The sequence below is a fragment of the Oribacterium sp. KHPX15 genome, from assembly GCF_900107835.1.
Lineage (GTDB): Bacteria > Bacillota > Clostridia > Lachnospirales > Lachnospiraceae > Oribacterium.
Map to the genome: position 1 here is coordinate 37,578 of NZ_FNRG01000008.1, position 23,020 is coordinate 60,597.

22 protein-coding genes are annotated in these 23,020 nt (G+C 43.7%); 19 read left to right on the top strand and 3 right to left on the bottom strand.

Annotation, left to right across the window (positions count from 1 at the left end; translation table 11 throughout):
• Positions 1-521: 521 nt before the first annotated feature.
• On the bottom strand, positions 522-983 hold the full coding sequence (locus BLV86_RS06870) for a hypothetical protein (protein WP_090815858.1): 462 nt from the start codon (positions 981-983) through the stop codon (positions 522-524).
• Between the two features lie 353 nt (positions 984-1,336).
• Here BLV86_RS06870 and BLV86_RS06875 point away from each other — a divergent pair, with 353 nt between their 5' ends.
• The 3 genes from BLV86_RS06875 to BLV86_RS06885 are packed head-to-tail and all read left to right on the top strand — an operon-like array spanning position 1,337 to position 3,547.
• Entirely contained in the window at positions 1,337-1,819 is a 483-nt protein-coding gene (locus BLV86_RS06875) for a BrnT family toxin (RefSeq protein ID WP_090815860.1), read from the top strand.
• An 18-nt stretch (positions 1,820-1,837) separates the two neighbouring features.
• The gene (locus tag BLV86_RS06880; protein WP_031554029.1) at positions 1,838-2,317 is read left to right on the top strand and encodes a hypothetical protein; all 480 of its coding nucleotides are present in this window, start codon (positions 1,838-1,840) and stop codon (positions 2,315-2,317) included.
• Positions 2,318-2,362: 45 nt separating this feature from the next.
• Positions 2,363-3,547, top strand: coding sequence for a substrate-binding domain-containing protein (locus BLV86_RS06885; RefSeq protein ID WP_242873256.1), 1,185 nt, complete (start codon positions 2,363-2,365; stop codon positions 3,545-3,547).
• On the opposite strand, the gene BLV86_RS06890 is transcribed toward BLV86_RS06885, so the two are convergent.
• On the bottom strand, positions 3,518-5,170 hold the full coding sequence (locus tag BLV86_RS06890; protein ID WP_090815862.1) for an ABC transporter substrate binding protein: 1,653 nt from the start codon (positions 5,168-5,170) through the stop codon (positions 3,518-3,520). The genes BLV86_RS06885 and BLV86_RS06890 overlap by 30 nt on opposite strands.
• Before the next feature lie 273 nt (positions 5,171-5,443).
• Between BLV86_RS06890 and BLV86_RS18245 the strand changes: the two genes are divergently transcribed.
• The 16 genes from BLV86_RS18245 (at position 5,444) to pheT (ending at position 22,573) form a co-directional block, all read left to right on the top strand.
• Positions 5,444-5,725, top strand: a complete 282-nt coding sequence (locus BLV86_RS18245; protein WP_044917040.1) for a hypothetical protein — start codon at positions 5,444-5,446, stop codon at positions 5,723-5,725.
• Positions 5,726-6,032: 307 nt separating this feature from the next.
• The gene (hisC, locus tag BLV86_RS06900; RefSeq protein WP_090815864.1) at positions 6,033-7,127 is read left to right on the top strand and encodes a histidinol-phosphate transaminase; all 1,095 of its coding nucleotides are present in this window, start codon (positions 6,033-6,035) and stop codon (positions 7,125-7,127) included.
• Between the two features lie 179 nt (positions 7,128-7,306).
• The gene (gene hisB / locus BLV86_RS06905; protein ID WP_330386204.1) at positions 7,307-7,960 is read left to right on the top strand and encodes an imidazoleglycerol-phosphate dehydratase HisB; all 654 of its coding nucleotides are present in this window, start codon (positions 7,307-7,309) and stop codon (positions 7,958-7,960) included.
• A complete protein-coding gene (locus tag BLV86_RS06910) occupies positions 7,960-9,048 on the top strand; it encodes an ATP phosphoribosyltransferase regulatory subunit (RefSeq protein WP_090815868.1) in 1,089 nt (362 codons plus the stop codon). The genes hisB and BLV86_RS06910 overlap by 1 nt, the downstream gene beginning before the upstream one ends.
• Positions 9,045-9,701, top strand: a complete 657-nt coding sequence (gene hisG, locus BLV86_RS06915; protein WP_090815870.1) for an ATP phosphoribosyltransferase — start codon at positions 9,045-9,047, stop codon at positions 9,699-9,701. The genes BLV86_RS06910 and hisG overlap by 4 nt, the downstream gene beginning before the upstream one ends.
• 17 nt (positions 9,702-9,718) lie before the next feature.
• Positions 9,719-11,005, top strand: a complete 1,287-nt coding sequence (gene hisD / locus BLV86_RS06920; protein ID WP_031554011.1) for a histidinol dehydrogenase — start codon at positions 9,719-9,721, stop codon at positions 11,003-11,005.
• Positions 11,006-11,055: 50 nt separating this feature from the next.
• Entirely contained in the window at positions 11,056-11,685 is a 630-nt protein-coding gene (gene hisH, locus BLV86_RS06925; protein ID WP_090815872.1) for an imidazole glycerol phosphate synthase subunit HisH, read from the top strand.
• A 13-nt stretch (positions 11,686-11,698) separates the two neighbouring features.
• Positions 11,699-12,415, top strand: a complete 717-nt coding sequence (hisA, locus tag BLV86_RS06930) for a 1-(5-phosphoribosyl)-5-[(5-phosphoribosylamino)methylideneamino]imidazole-4-carboxamide isomerase (protein WP_031554005.1) — start codon at positions 11,699-11,701, stop codon at positions 12,413-12,415.
• Between the two features lie 137 nt (positions 12,416-12,552).
• On the top strand, positions 12,553-13,311 hold the full coding sequence (hisF, locus tag BLV86_RS06935; RefSeq protein ID WP_090815873.1) for an imidazole glycerol phosphate synthase subunit HisF: 759 nt from the start codon (positions 12,553-12,555) through the stop codon (positions 13,309-13,311).
• 7 nt (positions 13,312-13,318) lie between these two features.
• On the top strand, positions 13,319-13,678 hold the full coding sequence (gene hisI, locus BLV86_RS06940; protein ID WP_090815875.1) for a phosphoribosyl-AMP cyclohydrolase: 360 nt from the start codon (positions 13,319-13,321) through the stop codon (positions 13,676-13,678).
• A gap of 193 nt (positions 13,679-13,871) precedes the next feature.
• Complete coding sequence (locus BLV86_RS06945; protein WP_090815877.1) at positions 13,872-14,402, top strand: NUDIX hydrolase; 531 nt, start codon at positions 13,872-13,874, stop codon at positions 14,400-14,402.
• Positions 14,403-14,577: 175 nt separating this feature from the next.
• Positions 14,578-15,351: a spermidine synthase gene (locus BLV86_RS06950; protein ID WP_175456466.1), complete on the top strand. Its 774-nt coding sequence runs from the start codon at positions 14,578-14,580 to the stop codon at positions 15,349-15,351.
• 197 nt (positions 15,352-15,548) lie between these two features.
• A complete protein-coding gene (locus BLV86_RS06955; protein ID WP_090815881.1) occupies positions 15,549-16,481 on the top strand; it encodes a histidinol-phosphatase in 933 nt (310 codons plus the stop codon).
• Between the two features lie 374 nt (positions 16,482-16,855).
• Positions 16,856-18,319, top strand: a complete 1,464-nt coding sequence (locus tag BLV86_RS06960; protein WP_242873257.1) for an MATE family efflux transporter — start codon at positions 16,856-16,858, stop codon at positions 18,317-18,319.
• 770 nt (positions 18,320-19,089) lie between these two features.
• Entirely contained in the window at positions 19,090-20,112 is a 1,023-nt protein-coding gene (pheS, locus tag BLV86_RS06965) for a phenylalanine--tRNA ligase subunit alpha (RefSeq protein WP_090815883.1), read from the top strand.
• 22 nt (positions 20,113-20,134) lie between these two features.
• Positions 20,135-22,573 carry a phenylalanine--tRNA ligase subunit beta gene (gene pheT / locus BLV86_RS06970; protein ID WP_090815885.1) on the top strand — a complete coding sequence of 813 codons (2,439 nt, stop codon included), beginning with the start codon at positions 20,135-20,137 and terminating at the stop codon, positions 22,571-22,573.
• Between the two features lie 32 nt (positions 22,574-22,605).
• Here pheT and BLV86_RS06975 read toward each other — a convergent pair whose 3' ends face one another.
• Positions 22,606-23,016: a response regulator gene (locus tag BLV86_RS06975; RefSeq protein ID WP_049962451.1), complete on the bottom strand. Its 411-nt coding sequence runs from the start codon at positions 23,014-23,016 to the stop codon at positions 22,606-22,608.
• Positions 23,017-23,020: the final 4 nt, after the last annotated feature.

Sequence of the window (23,020 nt, forward strand, 5' to 3'; positions counted from 1 at the left end):
CATATTTGCAATATGTTCATTAATGCTTTCCTGCTTGATACCTTCAACAAAAGTTTTCTCATCAAATTCTGTTAAAACCATACCAACAACCTCCGCCCTATGGGCCAGTAAGAAATATTTTTAGGAATCCATCATTTAGACAGGATACTACCGTGGCATCTACGGCTTCAGCTACATCCTTGATTTCTTTCGTTTTATCACGGATTCGAACCATGAGCTTCATGCTCGGTAGATCATTACGATAAAGCCGCTAACAACTCATTGGCGGATTTCACGATAGCAGGATCAAAGCCTTCGATAAGAAGTTTCTCATCTGTATAACCGTTTTTTAATCTTTTTGTGACTTCAGCCAACTCGTTTTGCCCTCAGCTTTTCCTTCATTTTTTGCTGCATCAAGTTCTGGTCTCATAAGTTTTATAAGAGCTTCGTTCATTTCCGGTACCTCCTTCAAATTCTGATAAATTTGGGAGAAAAAATCAATAAGCATTCCAGCATTTATGCAGGATACTATAAGGCATGATTCAATGTTTTTGAACTGACTTTAAGTTACTCTGAACCTCTAATACAAGTTTCATCGGATAGTCACAGAAGTCAACAATCTGTTCAGGAGTCTTACCTTTTTTGAGCATATTGGCAATTTGTTCCTCTCGTTCTTCTTTTTTGATTCCATCCACAAATGTCATCTCATCAAATTCAGTTAATACCATAGTAACTACCTCCGCCCTATGGGCCAGTAAGAAATCTTTAAGTATGCCATCATTGATACAGGATACTACTGCAGCGTCTATGGCTTTGGAAATGTCCTCGATCATTTTCATTTTATCACGGATTCGTTCTATGAGCATCATGTATTCATGTAATGGTTTGCATTTTAATCTGAGGTCATCGTTTTTTCCTTTATTCAGATTATACATGACAGCAGTCCACTCAAAATCACCGGACTTGTCAGGATTGATGAATGAGAAAACAGTACAGTTTACCATGAAAATTTTATAAACAGTTTTCTCCAGTACAGTAGTTAAGACCGGAGGGCATCAATTTATATACAGGATGCCCTCCGATTTTTTGAATTACGATTGTGAACTTCCAAAACTTTTGTACAACTAGCGATGGATTGTGAACAACCAAAAGGGTAAAACCCTTGAAAATACTTAGGAAATCTTCATTTTTGGGTTGACATAACATTTGTGCCATAATACATATTGACATTAACATTAATTATAATTACAATAGTGCCAATATCCGACAAGGCACGTATAAAATATTTGATTAAAAAAATCGTAAAATTGTTGGATATATTAATGGATGCTATAATATAGAGTAGGAAAGTAATTATATGTCCGATTTCAATCGTAAAGAATATAGAGCGTATAGAAAAAACAGACAGGATGGTGATTCATATTTTCAAAAAGGTGTAAGTCATTTGATTGAGTACTTTTCTGTTAAAGAAAAACTGTTTGTTTGGGATAAATCAAAAAATGAGGCTAATATCACTGAACATGGAATAGATTTCTATACTGCTGCGTATGTATTTAATGATGAATTCAGGTTGGAAGATGATAATAGATATGTTGATGGTGAATTAAGAGAACAAGTAATAGGTGAGCCTTCTTCTCCGATTGATGATAATCATCCGATAGATACAACAAAAACAAGACCACGGGCAGTAATTGGTGAAGTAGAAGGCATTCTCTTTGTAGTATTTGTTCAGCAAGTTGGAGATTTTGGTGAAGAGACAAGAATAATATCCGCAAGAACTGCAAATAAAAGTGAAGCAAAAACATATTTGATGATGAAGTATGCAGATTATTTGGAATGATCAATGAAAGGAGAGAATATGTCAAACGATAAAAGTATTAATTATCTTGAGAAACTCTCCGATGAAGAGTTTTTTAAAAAAAGATATACAGTTAGTGAAGCTGATCAGGCAGTACTTGATAATAATTCAGTTATTATTAATGGAAGAAGATTTTATAGGGCTTCAGTCAAAGAAAAAATACTAAAAAAATATGCCAGGGAATCCAATCCAAAACAGGGAGAACCTGGATCTATTGAAAATCCATTAGTTCGTTTTGGGAAAGAATATGTATATTCAGAAACCGGTGAATTAATAGAATATGTTCATGATACTGTGCATTATGTTTTGCGTTCTGATATGAAACCAAACTTATCTCAGAAAAAGATGATAGAAGATGCAAGCACCAGTCCTATAAAATATAGCAAAGATTGTCCGGAACTGACTGAGCATGATTTAAATGAGCTCGTTAAGAGTCGGCTTAAACATAAAAAAGTCATCGATGATGTTGGAGATAGTTAAGCAGGTGTCAAAGATGCCTGGATTGAGTGAGGTAATAATTATTTCATGAAAAATATAAATTTTATTTTTCTCAGCTTAATGTGGTTTACTCTTTTGATAACAGGGTGCGGCAAAGCTTCAACAAATGAGACATCTGCTGATAAGGAGGCAGTCTCTGCTGTGTCGTCAAGCCTTGTGAACAGAGCTGATGACGGTCGGATAATAGTAGGTATCAGCATGCCCGATCAGCAGCTTGAGAGGTGGAACCGGGACGGAGCCTTCCTGAAATCGGAATTTGAAAAATACGGTTATGAGGTTATACTTTCCTTTGCTGATAATCTGATAGACAAGCAGATCAGTGAACTTCGGAATATGATAGATGAAGGGGTGGACCTCGTTGTGGTATCTGCCATAGACGGAGGAACTCTTTCTTCAGTGCTGGATGAGGCATCTCAGGCAGGCGTCAAAGTAATTGCCTATGACAGACTTCTCATGGATACGGATGTGGTTGATTACTATGTATCTTTCGACAATTACATTGTAGGGGAGCTTCAGGCAAAATATATTATAGACGCACTTGAGCTTGATGCTTCTGATGAAACCAGGAATATAGAGATTGTGACAGGAGATCCTGTAGATAATAATGCACGTTATTTTTATAATGGAGAGATGGATACTCTGGCTCCTTATTTCGAGGAAGGTAAGCTTAATATAGTCTCCAGACAGAAGGATTTCTATGTGACAGCTACAGGAACCTGGTCTACTGAGATTGCACAGCAGCGTATGCAGATCATTTTGAATTCATATTATAAGCATAACAGGCTCGATGCAGTAGTATGTGCCAATGACTCCACTGCCTTAGGAGTTGTTAATGCTATAAAAAGTGACTACTCTCAGGACAATAAAGTGATTGTTACAGGACAGGACGCCGACGTGAAGAATGTTTATAATATACTGTCCGGGAATCAGAGTATGACCGTATTTAAGGCTCTGGAAAACGAAGCCATAGTGACAGTTGATCTGACAAGGGCTGTTCTGGAAGGAGGTTTTTCGGATGAGAAGCTGATAGAAGAGAGCGGTTGGGATTTTGAATGCAGATATGATACCACAAGCTACAACAACGGAAGAAAAAATGTGAAATCATATCTGCTTATCCCCAAGGCTTTGGATAGTAGCAATATTAAAAAAGAACTCTTTGATACCGGCTATTATACCTATGATTCAAACGGAAATATCGTTCTTGGAGAATAGATGGAAACCATTTCGTCCATGTTCCTTAGTGACATATAGGGCCTTGTCTGCATATTCCATGACTTCATTTATATCATCCACATCTTCAGGATAAAGTGCACATCCAAGGCTCACTGTTATTTTGATCGTACCTATACTGGTCTCAAAGTCATCCTGCATTCTGCTGACTATTTTTTCGCAGATGCGGATGACTTTTTCTTTGTCAGTTTTTGAGATTATGGCTGAGAATTCATCTCCTCCGAGTCTGGCAAATGTGATATTTCTTCCTGAAAATTCTTTTAATCTTTCAGCGACACCGGCAAGGATTTCATCACCAACCTGATGTCCTTTTGTATCGTTTATTCCCTTGAAATGATCCACGTCCATCATGATTATGCCGTAAGATTTTTTTGATTCTACGACTTTGGCAATTTTCTCGGTGATGAATGTTCTGTTAGGCAGTTGGGTCAGATAATCTGTTCTGATAAGTTTGTACCTTCTTCGGTTACTGCCAAGAAGAAGTCCTATGACTATGATCAGAAGCAATGCAGTCAGCATCACAAGATTACTGACAGTTGAATTATCCCTGTAAAATGTTGTTAATGTCTGTCGCTCATTCAAAACAACTGAACCAATGGGAAGATCTTTGCTTTTCAGATTGAAGATATCCATCTGTCCCTGTTCAAAAAATGGAGTAGATATTGCGCTTGTAACTAATGGCATGGAATCAGGATCTTCACCAAGAAGGATTTTTCTCGCCATACTTCCGGCCATGAGACCTGCATCATAATAGGAATAGGACAGACCGCCAAGCACGCCATGCTCTATATTGGCAGAGCCCACCCTGAATATCGGTACATTTGTTGTATTTTTAGAAATAAAGCTTGCAGCAGTCTGAAGGGGATACAGATTGGACTCACCATCGATTGAAAAATCCAGAAATAATATGATATCGTCTTCTCCAAGTTCGTGCAAAACATCTTTGATACCATTAGCTGTGTAGTATGAAGTATTGATGATTCTTGTTTTGAGATCAGGATGAGCATCCTTGAACTTCATAAATTCCACAAAATCGCCCTGTCCTGATATTGTGGCATCAACTATGGCAACCAATGTTTTTCTGTCAGGAAAGAGCTCCTGCATAAGCTTGTAATTTCCTTCTATATCTATCACCTCTGCAATACCGGTGACTCCGGGAAGATCAGAAGTCGTCATGGCTTCCGTGGTGTTGTTTACTCCAAAGAAAACAACAGGTTTATTCTTTAACAAGGTTTGTCTATGATTATTTAAGAATCTGAGAGCCTGATCATCCGCCAGGGCGATAAGATCAAAATTTCCACCGGCAGATATCTTGTAAGAAAGATAATCACTGAAATTGTCAATATCTTCAGCGCGATAGTAGTACTCTGTATCCATGAATTCATAATCAATCTGATAGTTTAGTTCTTCCAGTCCCGCTTCAAATCCACTGAGCTCATCCGGTACCACTGCATTGGAGAAACCATAGGAAGAAATGAACAGAATACGATACTGACGGTCGATATCGTCCGAACCATATACAAGGGTAGAGAAAGTTTCGAACAATAGACAAAAGAATATGATAAATAAAGATAAAAATCTTATTTGTCTACATTTGAGATTCATGGAGCCTGACTCCTTGTTTTTTAAAATCAATTTTGAGTCTATACATATATATAAATTATAAGATAAAATGACATAAATTTAAATAACAGATAGCTACGGGATATCGATATAAATAGAGTAAATGAAAAAATATTAAATTTTTGTTAAATTTAAAAATTTTTAAACATATTTAAAATTTATTCGCAAAATTACAAATCCTATCTCCGATTTAATAGTTTTTTTGATAGTTCATTTGGTATATTGTTAACGTAAGATTGTGTGACGGAGGATATCATGAGCGAGAATTCTAACGACAAGAGAAAAAAAGCTCCGAGTAAGGTGGACAATGTATTCGTAATCCAGATCCTTGATCAGGAGCATGGTACATGGCAGGGACGCGTTACTTGGGCTGACCGCAACAAGACTAAATATTTTCGTTCAGCTCTTGAGCTTATCAAATTAGTTGAAGGCGCTCTGGGTTCATCAGATTTTGAGATTGGATTTGATGATGAGTCAGAGGAGTTGAGTGAGCAGGCATCTTTGGTAGGTGATGGCCGGGATGTTAATGCAGGCTAAGTATAAGTCTTAAAAAGTATATTTGACGTTACACGAGTTCGTGTTTTTAAAGAGGTCCGAAAGGGCCTCTTTATTATTATGTGTTTTTAAGGGTATATCTGGGATAACAAACTTATATACTTGACATTCGGTGGTTTAGTCTGTATTATTTCCATAGCGCTTTAGCGTGATAAATTGGTAGAGCGATAAAGTTGTTTCACCGGTTGATTTATCAAATTATTTTTTCGAATCCATATAGTTATAGAAGAAAAAACTTTCAAAAAGCGGTATAATCAACAGGTGGTCATCACACAGAATGGAGATAAAGATGTCTGTATTTTTTAACTCGATATATAAAGAACTGGAACCCTACACACCGGGAGAGCAGCCACAGGACAAAAAGTACGTGAAGCTCAATACAAATGAGTCACCATTTCCACCGGCACCGGGAGTTATAAAAGCTGTAAACGAAAGCGAAGCAATGGATCTGAGACTTTATTCAGATCCGGAGCTTAAGCCCCTGAAGGCACAGCTTGCTGAGACATTTGCCATGACAACAGACAATGTTTTCATAGGTAACGGTTCGGATGAAGTATTAAACTATGCATTCATGGCTTTCGGTGAAGATGGTATCGCTTATCCGGATATAACTTACAGCTTCTATATAGTAATCGCCAATCTTAATCAGGTTGAATCAGATATCAAACCACTTAACAGCGATTTCACAGTTGATGTAGAAGCTTTCCTTGGAGAGAAAAATGCTGACGGCAGCCACAAAGGATCCGGCAAAAGCATTGTCATCGCAAATCCCAATGCTCCGACCGGAATAGCCATGAGCCTTGAGGACATTTCCAGAATCTGCGAAGCAAACAAAGATCACGTAGTTATCATTGATGAAGCCTACGTGGATTTCGCAGAAGAAGGCACCTCCGCAGTAGCTCTGGTTCCGAAATACGAAAACCTCCTGGTTGTCCAGACCTTCTCTAAATCAAGATCCCTTGCAGGCGCAAGAGTCGGCTTCGCCATAGGAAGCGCCCCCATCATACAGGACCTTGAAACCCTGAGAAACTCCAACAACCCCTACAACGTAAACCGCATTTCCATGAAGTGCGCAGTAGAGGCCCTGAAGGACAATGCCTATTTCGAAAAGAACTGTAATACCATAAGAGAAAACAGGGCTTACGCCAAAGCAGAACTCGAGAAGCTTGGTTTCAATGTTTTACCATCTCAGACCAACTTCCTCTTCGCCGAAAGCGACAAAATAGAAGGCGGCGCCCTCTACCGGGCCCTTAAAGACCGCGGCGTCCTTGTCCGCCATTTCACAGACCCAAAAATCTCCAACTTCAACCGTATAACTGTCGGTTCCAGGGAAGAGATGGACATTTTAATTGATACTATTAAAGTTATATTAAATGAATACTGATTCTATCAATATTCCTAAATGATTAACACATGTAAATATATACAACAACGTAGGAAAATGTTCGGAATGTGTGCCAAGGGTTGCGAGTTGAAAGAACAGACTGATTGAAATGTACGACCCAGATGCACACACTTGTGCAGATGGGGCGCACATTTCAATCAGGCTGTACTTTCAATCGAGTGGCCCGGCGCGCATCCGAACATTTTCCGGACGGACTTAATAAACCTATAGGAGCAATCATGAGAACAGCAGAAATCAACCGCGTAACCAATGAGACAGATGTGAATTTATGGCTCGACCTGGACGGCGACGGCAAAGAATCCGAAATCAAAACCGGCATCGGCTTTTTCGACCATATGATGACACTCTTCAGCAGACACTCAGGCATCCAGATGAGCCTCACCTGCGAAGGAGACACCTGGGTAGACGACCATCACAGCGTCGAAGACATTGGCATAACCCTGGGAGAAGCCCTGAAAGAAGCTCTCGGCGACAAGAAAGGCATCAAGCGCTACGCAAGCCTGACCCTTCCCATGGACGAGGCACTGGTTCTGGTTTCTGTTGACATCAGCGGCCGCGGCGGCTTCTATGGAGATATTCCATTTCAAACAGAAAAGATCGGCACCTTCGACACCCAGCTCGTGACCGAATTCATGACAGCCTTTGCTGCCAATGCAGGAATCACGCTGCACATTCGCCTGATCACAGGCTTCAACAGCCACCACATTGCGGAAGGCTGCTTCAAAGGACTTGCCAGAGCATTACGAGAGGCGGTTTCCGCTGACGAACGCTTCGGCACCGACATTCCCAGTACCAAGGGGGTACTTGCTTAATGATTACAGCTAAGTTAAACAGCTTATATGAGAAGTATGGCTACCGTCAGTTTAAGATGACGAAGTTTGAGCCCTACGATCTCTATGCAGACAACAGAGATTTTCTTAAATCAAACCAGCTCATAACCTTCACCGATCTTGACGGTTCACTCCTGGCCCTTAAGCCCGACGTGACCCTCAGTATCATAAAGTCAAATCTCGGGGGCGAGGAGAAGGTTTACTACAACGAAACAGTTTATCGCCCGAAGGACGATCACTACAGAGAGATTCTTCAGTCCGGAATTGAGTGTATCGGAAATATTGACTCCTACAGTGAGGCGGAGGTTATAGCCCTTGCGGCTAAGTCTCTGCAGCTAATCTCCGACAGATTTGTGATCCGTATCTCTGACGCGGCATTTCTCAGGCAAATGTTTGAGACCATGGGTCTTAGTGAAACAGCCCAGGCAGAGGCATTAAAGCTTTTCTCCATGAAGAATGCTGCCGGCTTTGACGCATTGGTGGAGCAGGGTAAGATCACTGAGGCCAGCGCCAACACCTTGAAGAGCATGGTTGACCTTTACAAGCCTTTCAAAGAGGGTGTGGCAGAACTCAAGAAGTATGCCATTTCCAATATTTCCGCCAGGATGGCAGATCACTTATCACAGCTTGCTGCTATTTTTGAAAGCTTCGGTGTTCTTGAGTCCATATACCTTGATTTCTCACTTGTGAATTCCATGGACTACTATAACGGGATCATTTTCCAGGGAGCTGTAGCGGACATTCCGTTTACCATATTGTCAGGCGGAAGATATGACAAGCTTCCGGAGAAGATGGGGAAATCTTTCGGTGCCATCGGCTTCGCATTAGACCTTGATACAGTCGGAAACTATCTCACAAAGATTCCGGGGTATGACGTTGATTATCTCATAACCTATGACGGAGAAGCAGACCCGCCTGCAAAGGTGGCGGCTGTCATCGAGACCTTCAATCATGCCGAATACAAGGTGCGGACCGTCAGAACAGACGAAGTGGACCACATGGAGCACAAGATCAGGGCTCGCAAGATTCTTACATTAAAAGAAGCAGAAAAGGAGGCGGCTGATATATGATTAATATAGCATTGGCAAAGGGCCGTCTCGGAGAAAAGACTTATTCAATGATGGCGGCTGCGGGTTTTGACTGCCCGGCTATCCTTGAGAAAAACCGAAAGCTCACTTTTGAAAATCCTGAAAAGGGTGTGAGATATTTTTGGGTTAAGCCTTCGGATGTTGCGATCTATGTAGAGCGTGGCGCGGCTGACGTGGGTGTCTGCGGCAAAGACATTCTACTGGAATACGATCCGGATTTATATGAACTTCTGGATCTCGGGATAGGCAAATGCAGGATGTGCGTGGCCGGGCCCAAGGACTTTTACGACAATGAAGAGCGCACTCTGAGAGTGGCCACGAAGTTTTCTAATGTTGCCAGGACCTACTATGAGTCCATCGGCAGAGACATTGACATCATAAAGCTGAACGGTTCCATAGAGATTGCGCCGCTACTTGGTCTCAGCGATGTCATCTTTGACATAGTGGAGACAGGCGGAACCCTGAGAGAAAACAATCTGGAGGTTCTGCAGGAGGTTGTGCCGGTCAGTGCGAGACTTGTGTGCAACAAGGTGAGCTATCAGTTTAAGCATGAGGAAATCATCAGGCTGCGCGACGGGCTTTCGAACATTGTGAAGAGCGGCGAAGAGGTGCAGACAATAAAGCTGGAGCACTAAAAAAGGGAGGAGACACAATGATCAAGATTTTTGAAATGGGAAAGATCAAGGACGAAGAGATCTTTGCCAGGTTTGAACCAACTTCAAGCGTTGAAGATATTGTTAAAGACATCATCGCGAACGTCAGAAAGAACGGAGACGAGGCTTTAAAGGAATACAGTTCAAAGTTTGATCATGTGGACCTTTCGGATTTCCAGGTTAGTGAATCGGAGATTGAAGCCGCTCTCAAGCAGGTTGAGCCGGAGTTTATAAAAGTTCTGGAAGAGGCTGCTGAAAACATAAGTGCATTCCATGAGAAGCAGGTTCGTAACAGCTTCATCATGGCTGACAAGCCGGGTGTTATTCTGGGACAGAGGGTGATCCCTCTTGAGAAGGTTGGTCTTTATGTTCCCGGCGGTACTGCAGCGTATCCTTCAACTGTTCTGATGGATTCTATCCCTGCAAAGATCGCGGGAGTTGAAGAGATCGTCATGGTGACTCCTCCAAACAAGGAAGGATCTGTGAACCCGTACATCCTTGCGGCAGCTCATGTTGCCGGCGTTGGAAGAATCTTCAAGATCGGTGGTGCACAGGCGGTGGCAGCATTGGCATACGGAACTGAGTCCATACCGAGAGTCGACAAGATCGTGGGCCCGGGTAATGCTTTCGTAGCAGAAGCCAAGAAGCAGGTTTTCGGTCAGGTGGGAATCGACATGATTGCTGGACCTTCGGAGGTTCTGGTGCTTGCAGACGGAAAATCAGATCCCCGTTTCGTAGCCGCAGATCTTCTCAGCCAGGCAGAACATGACAAGAATGCTTCTGCCGTGCTCATCACAGAATCAATGGAGCTCGCAAAGGCGGTTCAGCAGGAGCTTGAAGTTCAGCTCAAGCAGTTATCGAGAGAAGATATTGCACGTCCTTCCATCGAGAACAACGGAAAGATCATCGTTGCAAGAGACCTTAAAGAAGGAATCGATGCCGCAAACCGCATCGCTCCTGAGCACATGGAGGTTTGCGTGGATCAACCCTTTGATTACCTGCCGCTTATAAAGAATGCGGGATCTGTTTTCCTGGGACGCTACAATGCAGAGCCTACAGGCGACTATTTTGCAGGCCCTAACCACACGCTTCCCACATCCGGAACAGCCCGTTTCTATAGCCCGCTTTCAGTGGATGACTTTGTGAAGAAAATGCAGTACAGCTACTACACAAAGGAAGCACTGGAAAAGGACTATGACAAGATCTCACTGTTTGCGCGCCGAGAAGGTCTGACAGCTCACGCAAGAGCAGTGGACATCCGATTCGGTAAAGAAGACCGGGATTGAAATAAACTTTAAATATATTGTAATGGGGTCTGACCCCATTGGGAGAAATAATGATTGCAATTATAGATTATGGTGTTGGGAATCTTTTCTCATTGAAAAGCTCAATAGCCAGCATCGGAAAAGAAGCCGTTGTAACCTCGGACAAAAGTGTCATTGATTCCGCGGATCAAGTCATCCTTCCGGGTGTTGGTGCTTTCAAGGACGCTGTTGAGAAGCTCAGAAGCAGAGATCTCTTTGATTTTGTAAAGGAACAGGCGGCTACCGGAAAACCATTCCTTGGAATATGCCTCGGCATGCAGATGCTTTTTGACAAATCCTTTGAATACGGCGAGCATGAAGGTCTGGGACTGGTTCCCGGAGAAGTCAGACCTATAGAAGGTGTGATTCCTGCAAACCTTGACATTCCCCACATGGGCTGGAATGCTTTAAGCTTTCACGCAGCTTCGGGAGAGGCATTTGCCGAAAGTCCGATCTTTAAAGAGCTCAAGGAAGGGGACTACGTTTACTTCGTTCACAGCTACGCGGCTTTCAATTGCAACAAAAATCTCATCGCAACCGCGGAGTACGGAGTTCCCCTCACCGCTGCAGTACAGAACGGTAATGTCTATGGCACTCAATTTCACCCTGAAAAGAGTGGTGAGATCGGCATGAAGATATTGAAGGCATTTGCAGAGTTGTAAAAAAGGAGGATATATGCTGCTTTTTCCGGCAATCGATTTATACGACAAAAAGGTGGTTCGACTTGTGAAAGGCGACTACCAACAGATGACCGTTTATAGCGAGGATCCTCTGGCAACTGCCAAAGATATCGAAGCAATAGGAGGCAAATGGCTACACCTTGTGGATCTTGAAGGTGCCAAGGACGGAACAACGCCGAATTTTGATGTGGTAAAATCCATAGCACAGAACACCGGTCTCAAGGTTGAGATAGGCGGCGGCATCAGAAGCTTTGAGACTATCGAGAAGTATCTCAGTGCCGGTGTATCCAGGGTCATCCTTGGTACAAAGGCAGTTACAGATAAAGAATTTCTGAAGGAAACCCTTGGAAAATGGGGCGACAAAATCGCTGTCGGTGTGGACGCAAAGGATGGCAAGGTAGCAGTTAAAGGCTGGCTTGAGGTGCTGGATGTGGACATGTTCGACTTCCTGGAGGAACTCAGGGAAATGGGCGTGAAGACAGCCATCGTCACAGACATTTCAAAAGACGGCGCCATGAAAGGCACAAATCTTCCGCTTTATGAAAAGCTTTCAAAGCTTCAGGGCATTGACATCACTGCCTCCGGCGGAGTTTCAACTCTCGATGACATTAAAGCTTTGAAGGCTATGGATATCTACGGTGCAATACTTGGCAAGGCCATGTATAACGGAGCCATCAAGCTTGAAGATGCACTGATGCTGACCGAAGAATAAAACACAGAGTTAATCCACCGTCCCCGGTGGTATTCCGGGTGACTTAATAAAACCGTAATGGGGTCTGCCCCCTTACAGAGAATTAAACAATCATTCATATTATTGTAATGGGGTCTGACCCCATTTAAGGAGAAGTAATGATTACCAAACGAATCATTCCGTGCCTTGATGTCAGAGACGGGCGCGTTGTCAAAGGTGTAAATTTTGAAGGTCTCAGGGATGTAAATAACCCTGTGGAACTCGGAAAATATTATAGTAACTGCGGAGCAGATGAGCTGGTATTTTACGATATCACCGCAAGTTTTGAAGGAAGAAAGCTGTTCACTGATATACTTACAAAGGTGGCCAGCGAGATATTCATCCCTTTGACAGTTGGCGGCGGAATCAATACAGTAGATGACTTCGACAGAGTTTTGAAGTGCGGTGCCGACAAGGTTTCTGTAAACTCCGGAGCAATCAAAAATCCCGATCTTATAAATGAGGCGGCTCAAAAATACGGAAATCAGTGTGTGGTTCTGTCTGTTGACGCAAAGCGTGTGGATGGAAGCTTCCATGTGTTCCTGAACGGCGGCCGCGTGGATACCGGAATGGATGCTCTTAAATGGATTGAAGACGGCGTAAAGCGCGGAGCAGGTGAGGTTGTTCTCAATTCCATCGATACCGACGGCGTGAAACAGGGTTTCGACCTTGAGATGCTCAAAGCTGTTAATGCTATTGTGAAGGTCCCGGTCATTGCTTCGGGAGGAGCCGGCTCCATTCAGGATTTTGTGACACTCTTCAAGGAAATCCCTGATGTATCGGCAGGTCTTGCGGCTTCCATTTTCCATTTCGGAGAAGTAAAGATCGATGACCTCAAGAAGACACTCAGAGACGAAGGTATTTCTGTAAGATTGTGAGGGGCTTATGGCGATTGAAGATTTTGATATCGAGAAAATTAAATTTGATGAAAAGGGTCTGGTGCCCTGCATCGTTCAGGACTACAAAACAAAGCGCGTTCTGACATTGGCCTACATGAACAGAGAGTCCTTAAGCATTAGCCTTGAAAAGGGATGCACCTGTTTCTGGTCCCGTTCACGTCAGGAGTTATGGCTGAAGGGCGCCACCAGCGGAAACTTCCAGCATATCGTTACCCTGGAGGCAGACTGCGACAGAGACGCCATACTTGTTCAGGTTATAAAGGATGGTCCTGCATGCCACCGCGGAAATGACAGCTGCTTTGATGACTCACTGTGTCAGTATTGGCCTGAGAACAAGCCGTTCTAAGGTGTCGATTATATCTGCATCTGTATGTCAGATATTAAAGCTTCCAAATACAACTTTAATTGAGCCGGTTAGATTGACATATGTATGTCAGATATTAAAGCTCCCAAATGAAACTTACATATAGTCGGTTGGATCGACATCTGTGTGTCAGTAATAAAGGCGGAAAACATGCATTTATAGATGAGGAAAATATATGAGCAAAGAAACCGAATACATGGACATATATAACGAGAAAAAAGAAAAGACCGGAAGAGTAGTGGATCGAAAGACTCCTCTCAAAAAAGGTGAGTTCATGATGTATGTCCTGGCGATCCTGGAAAGGGAAGAAGACGGCAAACTCCTTATCACACAAAGATCTCTGGATAAAAAATGGGCTGCCGGAGCCTGGGAAATCCCGGGTGGAGGTTCCAAAGCCGGGGAGTCTTCATTAGACACAGTAAAACGTGAGGTAATTGAAGAAACAGGCCTTGATATCTCAGCATGTCCGGATGAACAGAAAACTCCGGTATTTTCCTATATTAATGAAGACCTCGAGAGGGGTGACAACTACTTTGTGGACATATACCACTTCGTATTTCCTTTTGATGAGAAGGATGTAACTATAGAGCAATCCGAAGCCATAGACCACAAGTTTGCTACATTAGATGAAATCACAGAGCTAAACGAACAGTCGTCTTTCCTGCATTACAGAAGACTGCTTCAGGCACTTGGAAAAGAGAATTGAATATTTTATAATTTTATAAGTAGATTTCTGAATATACTTCAGAAATCTATTTTTAGTGAAACACTTTTTATTTTACATAGCAGGCAGATATCCACCGGGGATGGTTCTCTCCGGCGAGAACCGTCCACAGTGGATATCTGTTGAAACGCAGCTACACTCACACAGGAAAGCCTATATGGAAAACTTCAATATAGATGATTACATCGATGACCGCATAACAATTTACTCCACGGATGACCCGGATTTCGGACATATCGAAGTCTGCGAAGGTTATTACCTTGGGGATCATATGCGCTTTCTTTTAGTTGATGATGCCATGCAGTCAGCCAACTTTACGGACGAGGGCCTCGAAACCGCGCTGCCCTTTGACTATATGGAAAGCTTTAACTGGGTCTACAGAATCAACAAGCACATAAAGAAGACACTGCTGATCGGCGGCGGCGGATTTACATATCCTCGATATTATCTTGATATGTATCCCGACCGCTATATTGACGCGATCGAAATCAGTCCGACCATAGTCGATATTTCCCGAAAGTATTTCGGCCTCACAGAGCTGGAAGAGAAGTACGGTGAGCACCTGAAGGTTATAGTGGAAGACGGCAATAAATACCTCATCGACCTTGCCCTCAGGATCAAGGCTTCCGCTAATGCTGAATCTTTGAAATACGACCTGATCCTGAATGACGCCTACGTAGGTCACAAATCCAGTGATCTTTTGAGGAAATCCGCTGCCCTCATCAAGAGCTGCCTCAGGGAAGACGGCATCTATGCTGCAAACCTTGTGATTCCTCTCAAAGGAAACGGCGCCGTACAGCCTAAAAAGGATATGGAAATTTTTTCAGAAGTTTTTAACTACACCTTTTTGCTCCAGTGTGATGATGAGATAAACCCTTATGTACCCCAGAACTGCATCTTTTTTGCATCTGACGCACCTCTTGATATGTAAACAGGCAGTTATCAACCTGGACAGTTTTCTCCGGTGATATTAACCTTGGCGGTTTTCTCCGGTGATATTAACCTTGGCGGTTTTCTCCGGTGATATCAACCTGGACAGTTTTCTATGGTAGATAAATGATTGATACTGAAGTATATCGATAGAAATATGATATCAAATATGGTTCAAATCTGAGCCAAGGAGGTCTTATGACTATAAAAGCAAACTACCACACCCACACCACCTTCTGTGACGGCAGCGATTCCCCGGAGGAGGTTGTTCAGGAAGCCCTCAAAAAAGGCTTCACTCATCTCGGCTTCAGCGGTCACATGGATCCGGGCGTTTCCATGGATTTCGAAAAATATCTAGAAGAAATCAACCGCCTGCAGAGTCTCTATAAAGGTAAAATCCGGATCTTCCGTGGAGCCGAGCTTGATAATGTCTACACTCCGGATTCAGTCTCAGGAGTTGAATACATCATCGGTTCCACACACTTTATCCCGATTCCCGGAAGTGAACTCTGGCAGAAAACCGCCCCCTATGGCACTCACAAAGAAGGAGATCCGGATTCTGAAGTCTGCGGTGTCGACGGCTCACCCGAGGCTGTCCATGATAATTGCAAAAAGTATTTCCACGGTGATTACTATGAAATGTCCGAAAGATATTTCGCCTTTGAGTCAATGGTATGTGACAGACTGAAGCCTACCTTCATAGGACATCTCGACCTCATCACCAGATTCAATGACCTTTCAAAAGAAGACGGAGGCCATTTCCTGGACGAAAGCGATGAGAGATATCTCGCACCTGCAAGAAAAGCCATAGATAAACTTGTGACCTACGGCATACCCTTTGAAGTGAACCTGGGAGCAGTAAACCGAAAGAGAAAACACCAGCCTTACCCATCTCTTGAGCTTCTTAAATATATAAAAGAAGCAGGAGGAGAAGTTCTTCTGTCATCAGACGCGCACCAAAAAGAACTCCTGGACGGAGCCTTCGAGGAAGGCATTGACCTTATAAAAGAAGCAGGCTTCGACCGTATAAACATACTATGCAGAATATCCGACTTCGAATACGTAATACCCGCCAAAAACACCAGGGATAATACCGGCGGCCCTCTGTACTGGAAACAGCTTCGGATTTAGTACAGTGTTTATTATATTTCTGACACATGAATTACCATAGAAGCCGCTTTAATACATCAATCGTACAATGCGTTATGTGCCGGTTACTAATTATTAGATATATTAGTCTTTATCCGGCGGACGAAACATTTAACCGTCTCGTCCGCCGGATATTTTTATTATTCTCGCGAGGTTGTGTAATCGCTTTCAACAAAATGCTGTGATAAGCATTAAACCATTCATATTATTTGTGAGACTCATCAATTGATGAAATTCAGAAAAGCATTATTATAGGATACTAATAAATGTAAAGGTTACTTATCATCATACTGGTGATTTAGCAAAGGAGGAACGTGAAATCCTCCTTTTAATTTAAAATAATTGGGATTTAAGTAATGAACAGTGCAAATACAGCAGGTCTTGGTCACATAACAAATAGTTTTAAAAAAGATACAACACCATCAAATACATCAACAATGTCATCTAAGCCGGAAACAACAAAAATGAACCCCGCCACCAAAACCGCCAAATCCTCCGTCAACATGCTCGAAGGCTCCCTTCTCGACAAGATCCTGCTTTTCGCCATCCCACTTGCTCTCAGCAGCATGATACAGCAGCTCTTCAATACTGCCGACACCGCAGTGGTTGGACGTTTTGCAAGCTCTCAGGATATGGCGGCAGTAGGTGCCAATGCCTCCGTCATCAGCCTCATTGTTTCCCTCTTCATCGGTCTTTCCGTGGGTGCCAATGTTGCCATCTCGAGACTCATCGGCTTAAACAAAACAAAAAAGATCAACGATGCCATAGGCTGCATCATGCTTCTTGCAGGCGGAAGCGGAGTAGTGCTTTTATTTGTGGGCATACTGTTATCAAGTCCCATACTAACCGCCATCAGCACGCCCTCGGACGTACTTCCCCTTGCCATAAAGTATCTCCGTATCTATTCGGCAGGCATGCCCTTTATCATGCTTTATAACTTCGGATCAGCGATCCTCAGAAGTAAAGGCGACAGCAAAACACCGCTTTACTCCCTGATAGTGGCAGGTGTGGTCAATGTCGTCCTTAACCTTCTCTTTGTTATCGTTTTTAAGCAGGGGGTTGCCGGAGTCGGCTATGCCACCGTGATCTCCAACATCATATCTTCGGGTCTGGTGGTGCAAACCCTCGTTAACGGAGAGGAAGATTTCAGATTAAAGCTCAGCAAACTAAAGCCTCAGAAAGATGTTTTATCCATTGTACTTAAGATAGGAGTTCCCGCAGGCCTTCAGGGCGTAATATTTGCCATCGCAAACACAGTCATCCAGAGCTCAATTAACAGCTTCGGTTCAGCCGCAGTAGCCGGCTCCACCGCCAGCCAGAACATGGAGTGTATGAGCTTTTTCTGGATTAATGCCTTCAACCAGGCAGCAACCACCTTCATCAGCCAGAACTACAGTGCGAAGAAGCCGGACAGATGCAGGAAGATATTTATCATGTGCCTCGTAAGTGCGTTCTTATCCTGCGGACTTATTAATGTCCTTTCACTGATTTTCCACGACAGTATCATTGCCATCTTCACCGGAGACCCTGAGGTAGCAGCATTCGCCCTTACCCGTATGTCCCACGTAATGATCTTCCAGTGGATGGCCGCTTCCTACGAAGTATCCGGATCCGCTCTCAGGGGCATGGGCATCTCAATGCTTCCAACCTTCCTTACTGTCTTCGGCTGCGTCGGTTTCCGCGTGATGTGGGTACTATTTATTTTCCCACTTTTCGGCACCTTCACCTCCCTCATGATGGTGTATATAGCTTCCTGGATAATAACAGGAACCTCAGTACTGACAGCATATTACCTGAAGGCAAAAAAACTTCTGAGATAGATTTAATAGTTAATCATCCTGAAGCAATAGATTTTCTGCAAACCTCATATCGCTGACTGACTCATATTGAATAAATCTGGATTTGCGGTCAATCCTTTAGATAGCATCAGATGACTCATTTTGTATATATCTTGATATGCAGTCATACAGCTACCTTGCTATTGTTGACCCATTTTGAACAATTCTGGATTTGCGGTCAATTCTTTAGTTAGCATCAGATGACTCATTTTGTATATATCTTGATAAGCAGTCATACAGCTACCTTGCTATTGTTGACTCATTTTGAACAATTCTGGGTTTGCGGTCAAACTCACATGTTAACAGCGGTCATCCGGCTCTGATCCACTTGACAACTGTCCATTTTAGAAATATGATGTAACAAGTTTTATATTAAAAAGACGTAGATGGTGCACAGTAGTACAGAGCCACCTCTCCAAGAGAATGACCGTGAGGCGCTGAGAGCGGTCTGAGAGATTCTGATATGAATTTTCCCACCGGAGTCGTCCGGATGAAAACTATAACTTAAGCTTTCTTTGTAAGATTAATGAAATGTCTCTAAAATAATGACTGAGGCATTTGGAGTTATTCATTGAATGCGTAGTCTGACAGTAGTCCGGAACGTGTTATGCGCGTTAAGCATATCGAGTGTCTGATGATAAATCATCAGGAACCTGGGTGGTACCGCGAATCATTTCGTCCCTGTGTCTTAGAAATAAGACCCGGGGACTTTTCTTTTTCCCTACTCGAATAAAAAACAAAGGAGAGACCAAATGGAAAACACAAAGTTGGAAGAGCTTAAAAAGCTCGCGCAGGAGCATATCCAGAACGCAAAAGATACCAATGCACTCAACGACATCCGTGTAAAGTATCTCGGAAAAAAAGGTGAGATCACAACTATGCTTAAGGCAATGAAGGATCTGAGCCCTGAAGAGAGACCTAAGTTCGGTCAGATGGTCAATGCCATCCGCGAACAGATCGAAACAGAACTCAATCAGCAGATGACTGAGCTTCAGGAAAAAGCCAAGGAAATACGTATGGCAGCAGAAACCATCGACGTTACACTTCCTGCAAAGAAGATGGCTTACGGACATGCTCATCCAAACACCAGAGCTCTTGAAGAAGTTGAGAAAATCTTCGTTGGAATGGGTTATGAAGTAGTTGAAGGACCTGAAGTTGAGTATGACGAGAACAACTTCGAAAAGCTCAATATCCCTGCAGGACATCCCGCAAGAGACGAGCAGGATACCTTCTACATCAATAACAATATCCTCCTTCGTACCCAGACCTCATCCGTACAGGCAAGAGTTATGGAGCAGGGCAAGCTTCCCATCCGTATGATCTGCCCCGGACGTGTTTTCCGTTCAGATGCAGTGGATGCTACCCATTCACCTTCCTTCCATCAGATCGAGGGACTTGTTATCGACAAGCACGTAACCTTCGCAGATCTTAAGGGGACACTTGATAAATTTGCCAAGGAACTTTTCGGACCGGATACCAAAACAAAACTCCGTCCTCATCACTTCCCATTTACAGAGCCATCAGCAGAGGTTGATGTTTCCTGCTTCAAGTGCGGCGCAAAGGGCTGCCGTTTCTGTAAGGGAGAGGGCTGGATCGAGATTCTCGGCTGCGGTATGGTTCATCCTCACGTTCTTGAGATGTGCGGCATTGACCCCAAGGAGTATCAGGGCTTTGCCTTCGGTGTAGGTCTTGAGAGAATCGCTCTCCTTAAGTACGAGATCGATGACATGAGACTTCTCTACGAGAACGACACACGTTTCCTCAGCCAGTTCTGATAAGAAAAAAAGGAGAATCAAAATGAATACATCAATGAATTGGATCAAGGAGTATGTTCCTGATCTTGACTGTACTCCTAAGGAGTGGACAGACGCAGTAACACTTACAGGTACTAAGGTTGAGACCTGTACCATTTTAAATAAAAATCTCGACAAGATCGTAACCGGCCAGATTAAGTCCATGGAGAAGCACCCGGACTCAGATCACCTTTGGATCTGCCAGGTAGACGTAGGACAGGAGGCCAATGTTCAGATCGTTACGGGCGCACAGAACCAGAAGGTTGGCGATGTTGTTCCCGTTGTACTTGACGGCGGAAAAGTTGCCGGAGGACATGACGGCGGAGAGATGCCCGAGGACGGCGTAGTTATCAAGGCCGGAAAGCTTAGAGGCATCGAGTCTTACGGTATGATGTGCTCCATCGAAGAGCTGGGCTCAACCAGAGAGTTCTATCCTGAAGCTCCCGAGTCAGGCCTTTACATCTTCCCTGAGGGAACTCCTGTAGGACAGGATGCTCCTACATTACTCGGTCTCAATGACGCTATCCACGAGTATGAGGTAACTTCAAACCGTGTTGACTGCTACAGTGTCATCGGAATCGCAAGAGAGGGTGCAGCTACCTTCAAGAAGACCTTCGTAATGCCTAAGGAAGAGAAATCAGGCAACAGCGAGAATATCAATGACTACTTAAGCGTCGAAGTCATTGACACAGATCTCTGCCCGAGATACACAGCCAGAATGGTTAAGAACATCAAGATCGAGCCATCTCCAAAGTGGATGCAGATCCGTCTTGCCAGCGCCGGCATCAGACCTATCAACAACATCGTAGATATCACAAACTATGTAATGCTTGAGTACGGCCAGCCTATGCACAGCTACGATTACGATATGATCAGAGGTCACAAGATCATAGTTAAACGTGCTCAGGACGGAGAGGTATTTGAGACTCTGGATCAGCAGGAGAGAAAGCTTGACCACACTGTACTTACAATCTGTGACGCGGAGGGTGCCATCGGCATCGCCGGAATCATGGGCGGTCAGAACTCAAAAATTACCGATGATGTAAAGACAATGGTATTTGAGGCAGCTACCTTCGACGGCACAAACATCAGACTCAGTGCCCGTAAGGTTGGCGACAGAACAGACGCTTCCGCTTACTTCGAGAAAGGTCTCGATCCAAACCTTGCAGAGTCAGCCATCAACCGTGCCTGCGCTCTTATTGAAGAGCTTCATGCAGGTGAGGTTATCGGCGGAATGATCGATGTTTATCCTGTAAAGCGCGAGGCTTCAGTGGTTAAGTGCAAAGCTTCCGAGATCAATCATCTCATCGGCTTCAACCTTACAGCACAGGAGATGAAGGAGTACCTTGAGCGCATTGAACTCAAGACCGAGATCGGTGCAGACGGAGACAGTCTCACAGTTACAGCACCTACCTTCCGTCAGGACATCCACCTTATGTGCGACGTGGCAGAGGAGATCACAAGATTCTATGGCTATGCCAATGTTCCCACCTCACTTCCCGGTGGCTCCGAGGTAACAGGCCGTCTCGCTCCGGATCTTGCAATCAATGAGAGAGTCAGACATTATGCTCAGGCACTTGGATACTCACAGGCCTTCATGTACAGTTTCGAGTCTCCGAAGGTTTATGACAAGCTCCTTTTCGCTGAGGACGCAGCAGAGAGACAGCAGATCAAGATCTCCAATCCGCTCGGTGAGGACTTCTCTGTTATGAGAACCTCCAGCATGAACGGAATGCTCACCTCACTTTCAACCAACTTCAACAGAAGAAACAAGGTTGCAAAGCTTTATGAGATGGCCAATATTTATATCCCGAAGGCATTACCTCTCACCGAGCTTCCTGACGAGCGCATGACTCTTACACTTGGCTCCATCGGAGAGGACGACTTCTTTGATATGAAGGGTGATGTTGAAAATATCCTTAACCAGCTTGGAATCAGAGGTCGTTTCCACTATGACGCGCAGGGATGTGAGAAGCCATTCCTTCACCCGGGACGACGCGCAAATATCATCTATGATGGCAAGGTTATCGGATACCTGGGAGAGGTTCATCCTACAGTGCTTGAGAACTATTCAATCGGTGACAGAGCATACATCGCAGTTCTTGATATGCCTGAGGTTTATCCTCTTGTTAATGATGACACCAAGTTCACCCCGCTTGCCAAGTTCCCTTCAGTAAGCCGTGACTTCTCAATGCTTGTACCTCTCAAGGTAACAGCAGGCGAGATAGAAGACGTGCTTACCCAGAGATCCGGAAAGCTTTGCGAGTCAGTTGAACTTTTCGATATCTATGTTGGCGCACAGGTTCTTGCAGGCTACAAGTCAATGGCCTATAAAGTAACACTCCGTGCCCAGGATCACACCCTTACAGACGATGAGATAAACTCTGTAGTAAAGAAGATCCTGAACGGTCTTGAGAGACTCGGAATTTCACTCAGAAGCTAAAAAGAAGAACCGCCTTTCGGCGGTTCTTTTTTTCAAAAAGCAAATATATCATCTTCCGACTCACTTTGCTTTCTGAAGAAATTGTATATCGTATCAAAAATGTCTTTAAGCGAAGTGGACTTCAGCACATAGCCTGCCGGCTTAAGCTTGAGCACCTCCATAACGCTTTCCGAATCATTGGCTCCGGTCAGAAAGATAACCGGAATATCCATGGTTGCCGGATCACTTTGCATGATTTTAAAAACTTCCCTTCCGGATTTGACAGGCATGAAATAGTCGAGGAGTACCAGATCCGGCTTGTTTTTTTTAAGATATGCCAGTGCCTGATCCCCGTTCTTTGCAACCGCAACACGGTAATATTTCATCAATGCACCATGGAGCATCTTAAGGTACATGATATCATCATCAACCAACAGAATTAATTTTTGTTCTTCAGCTGTCATAGTT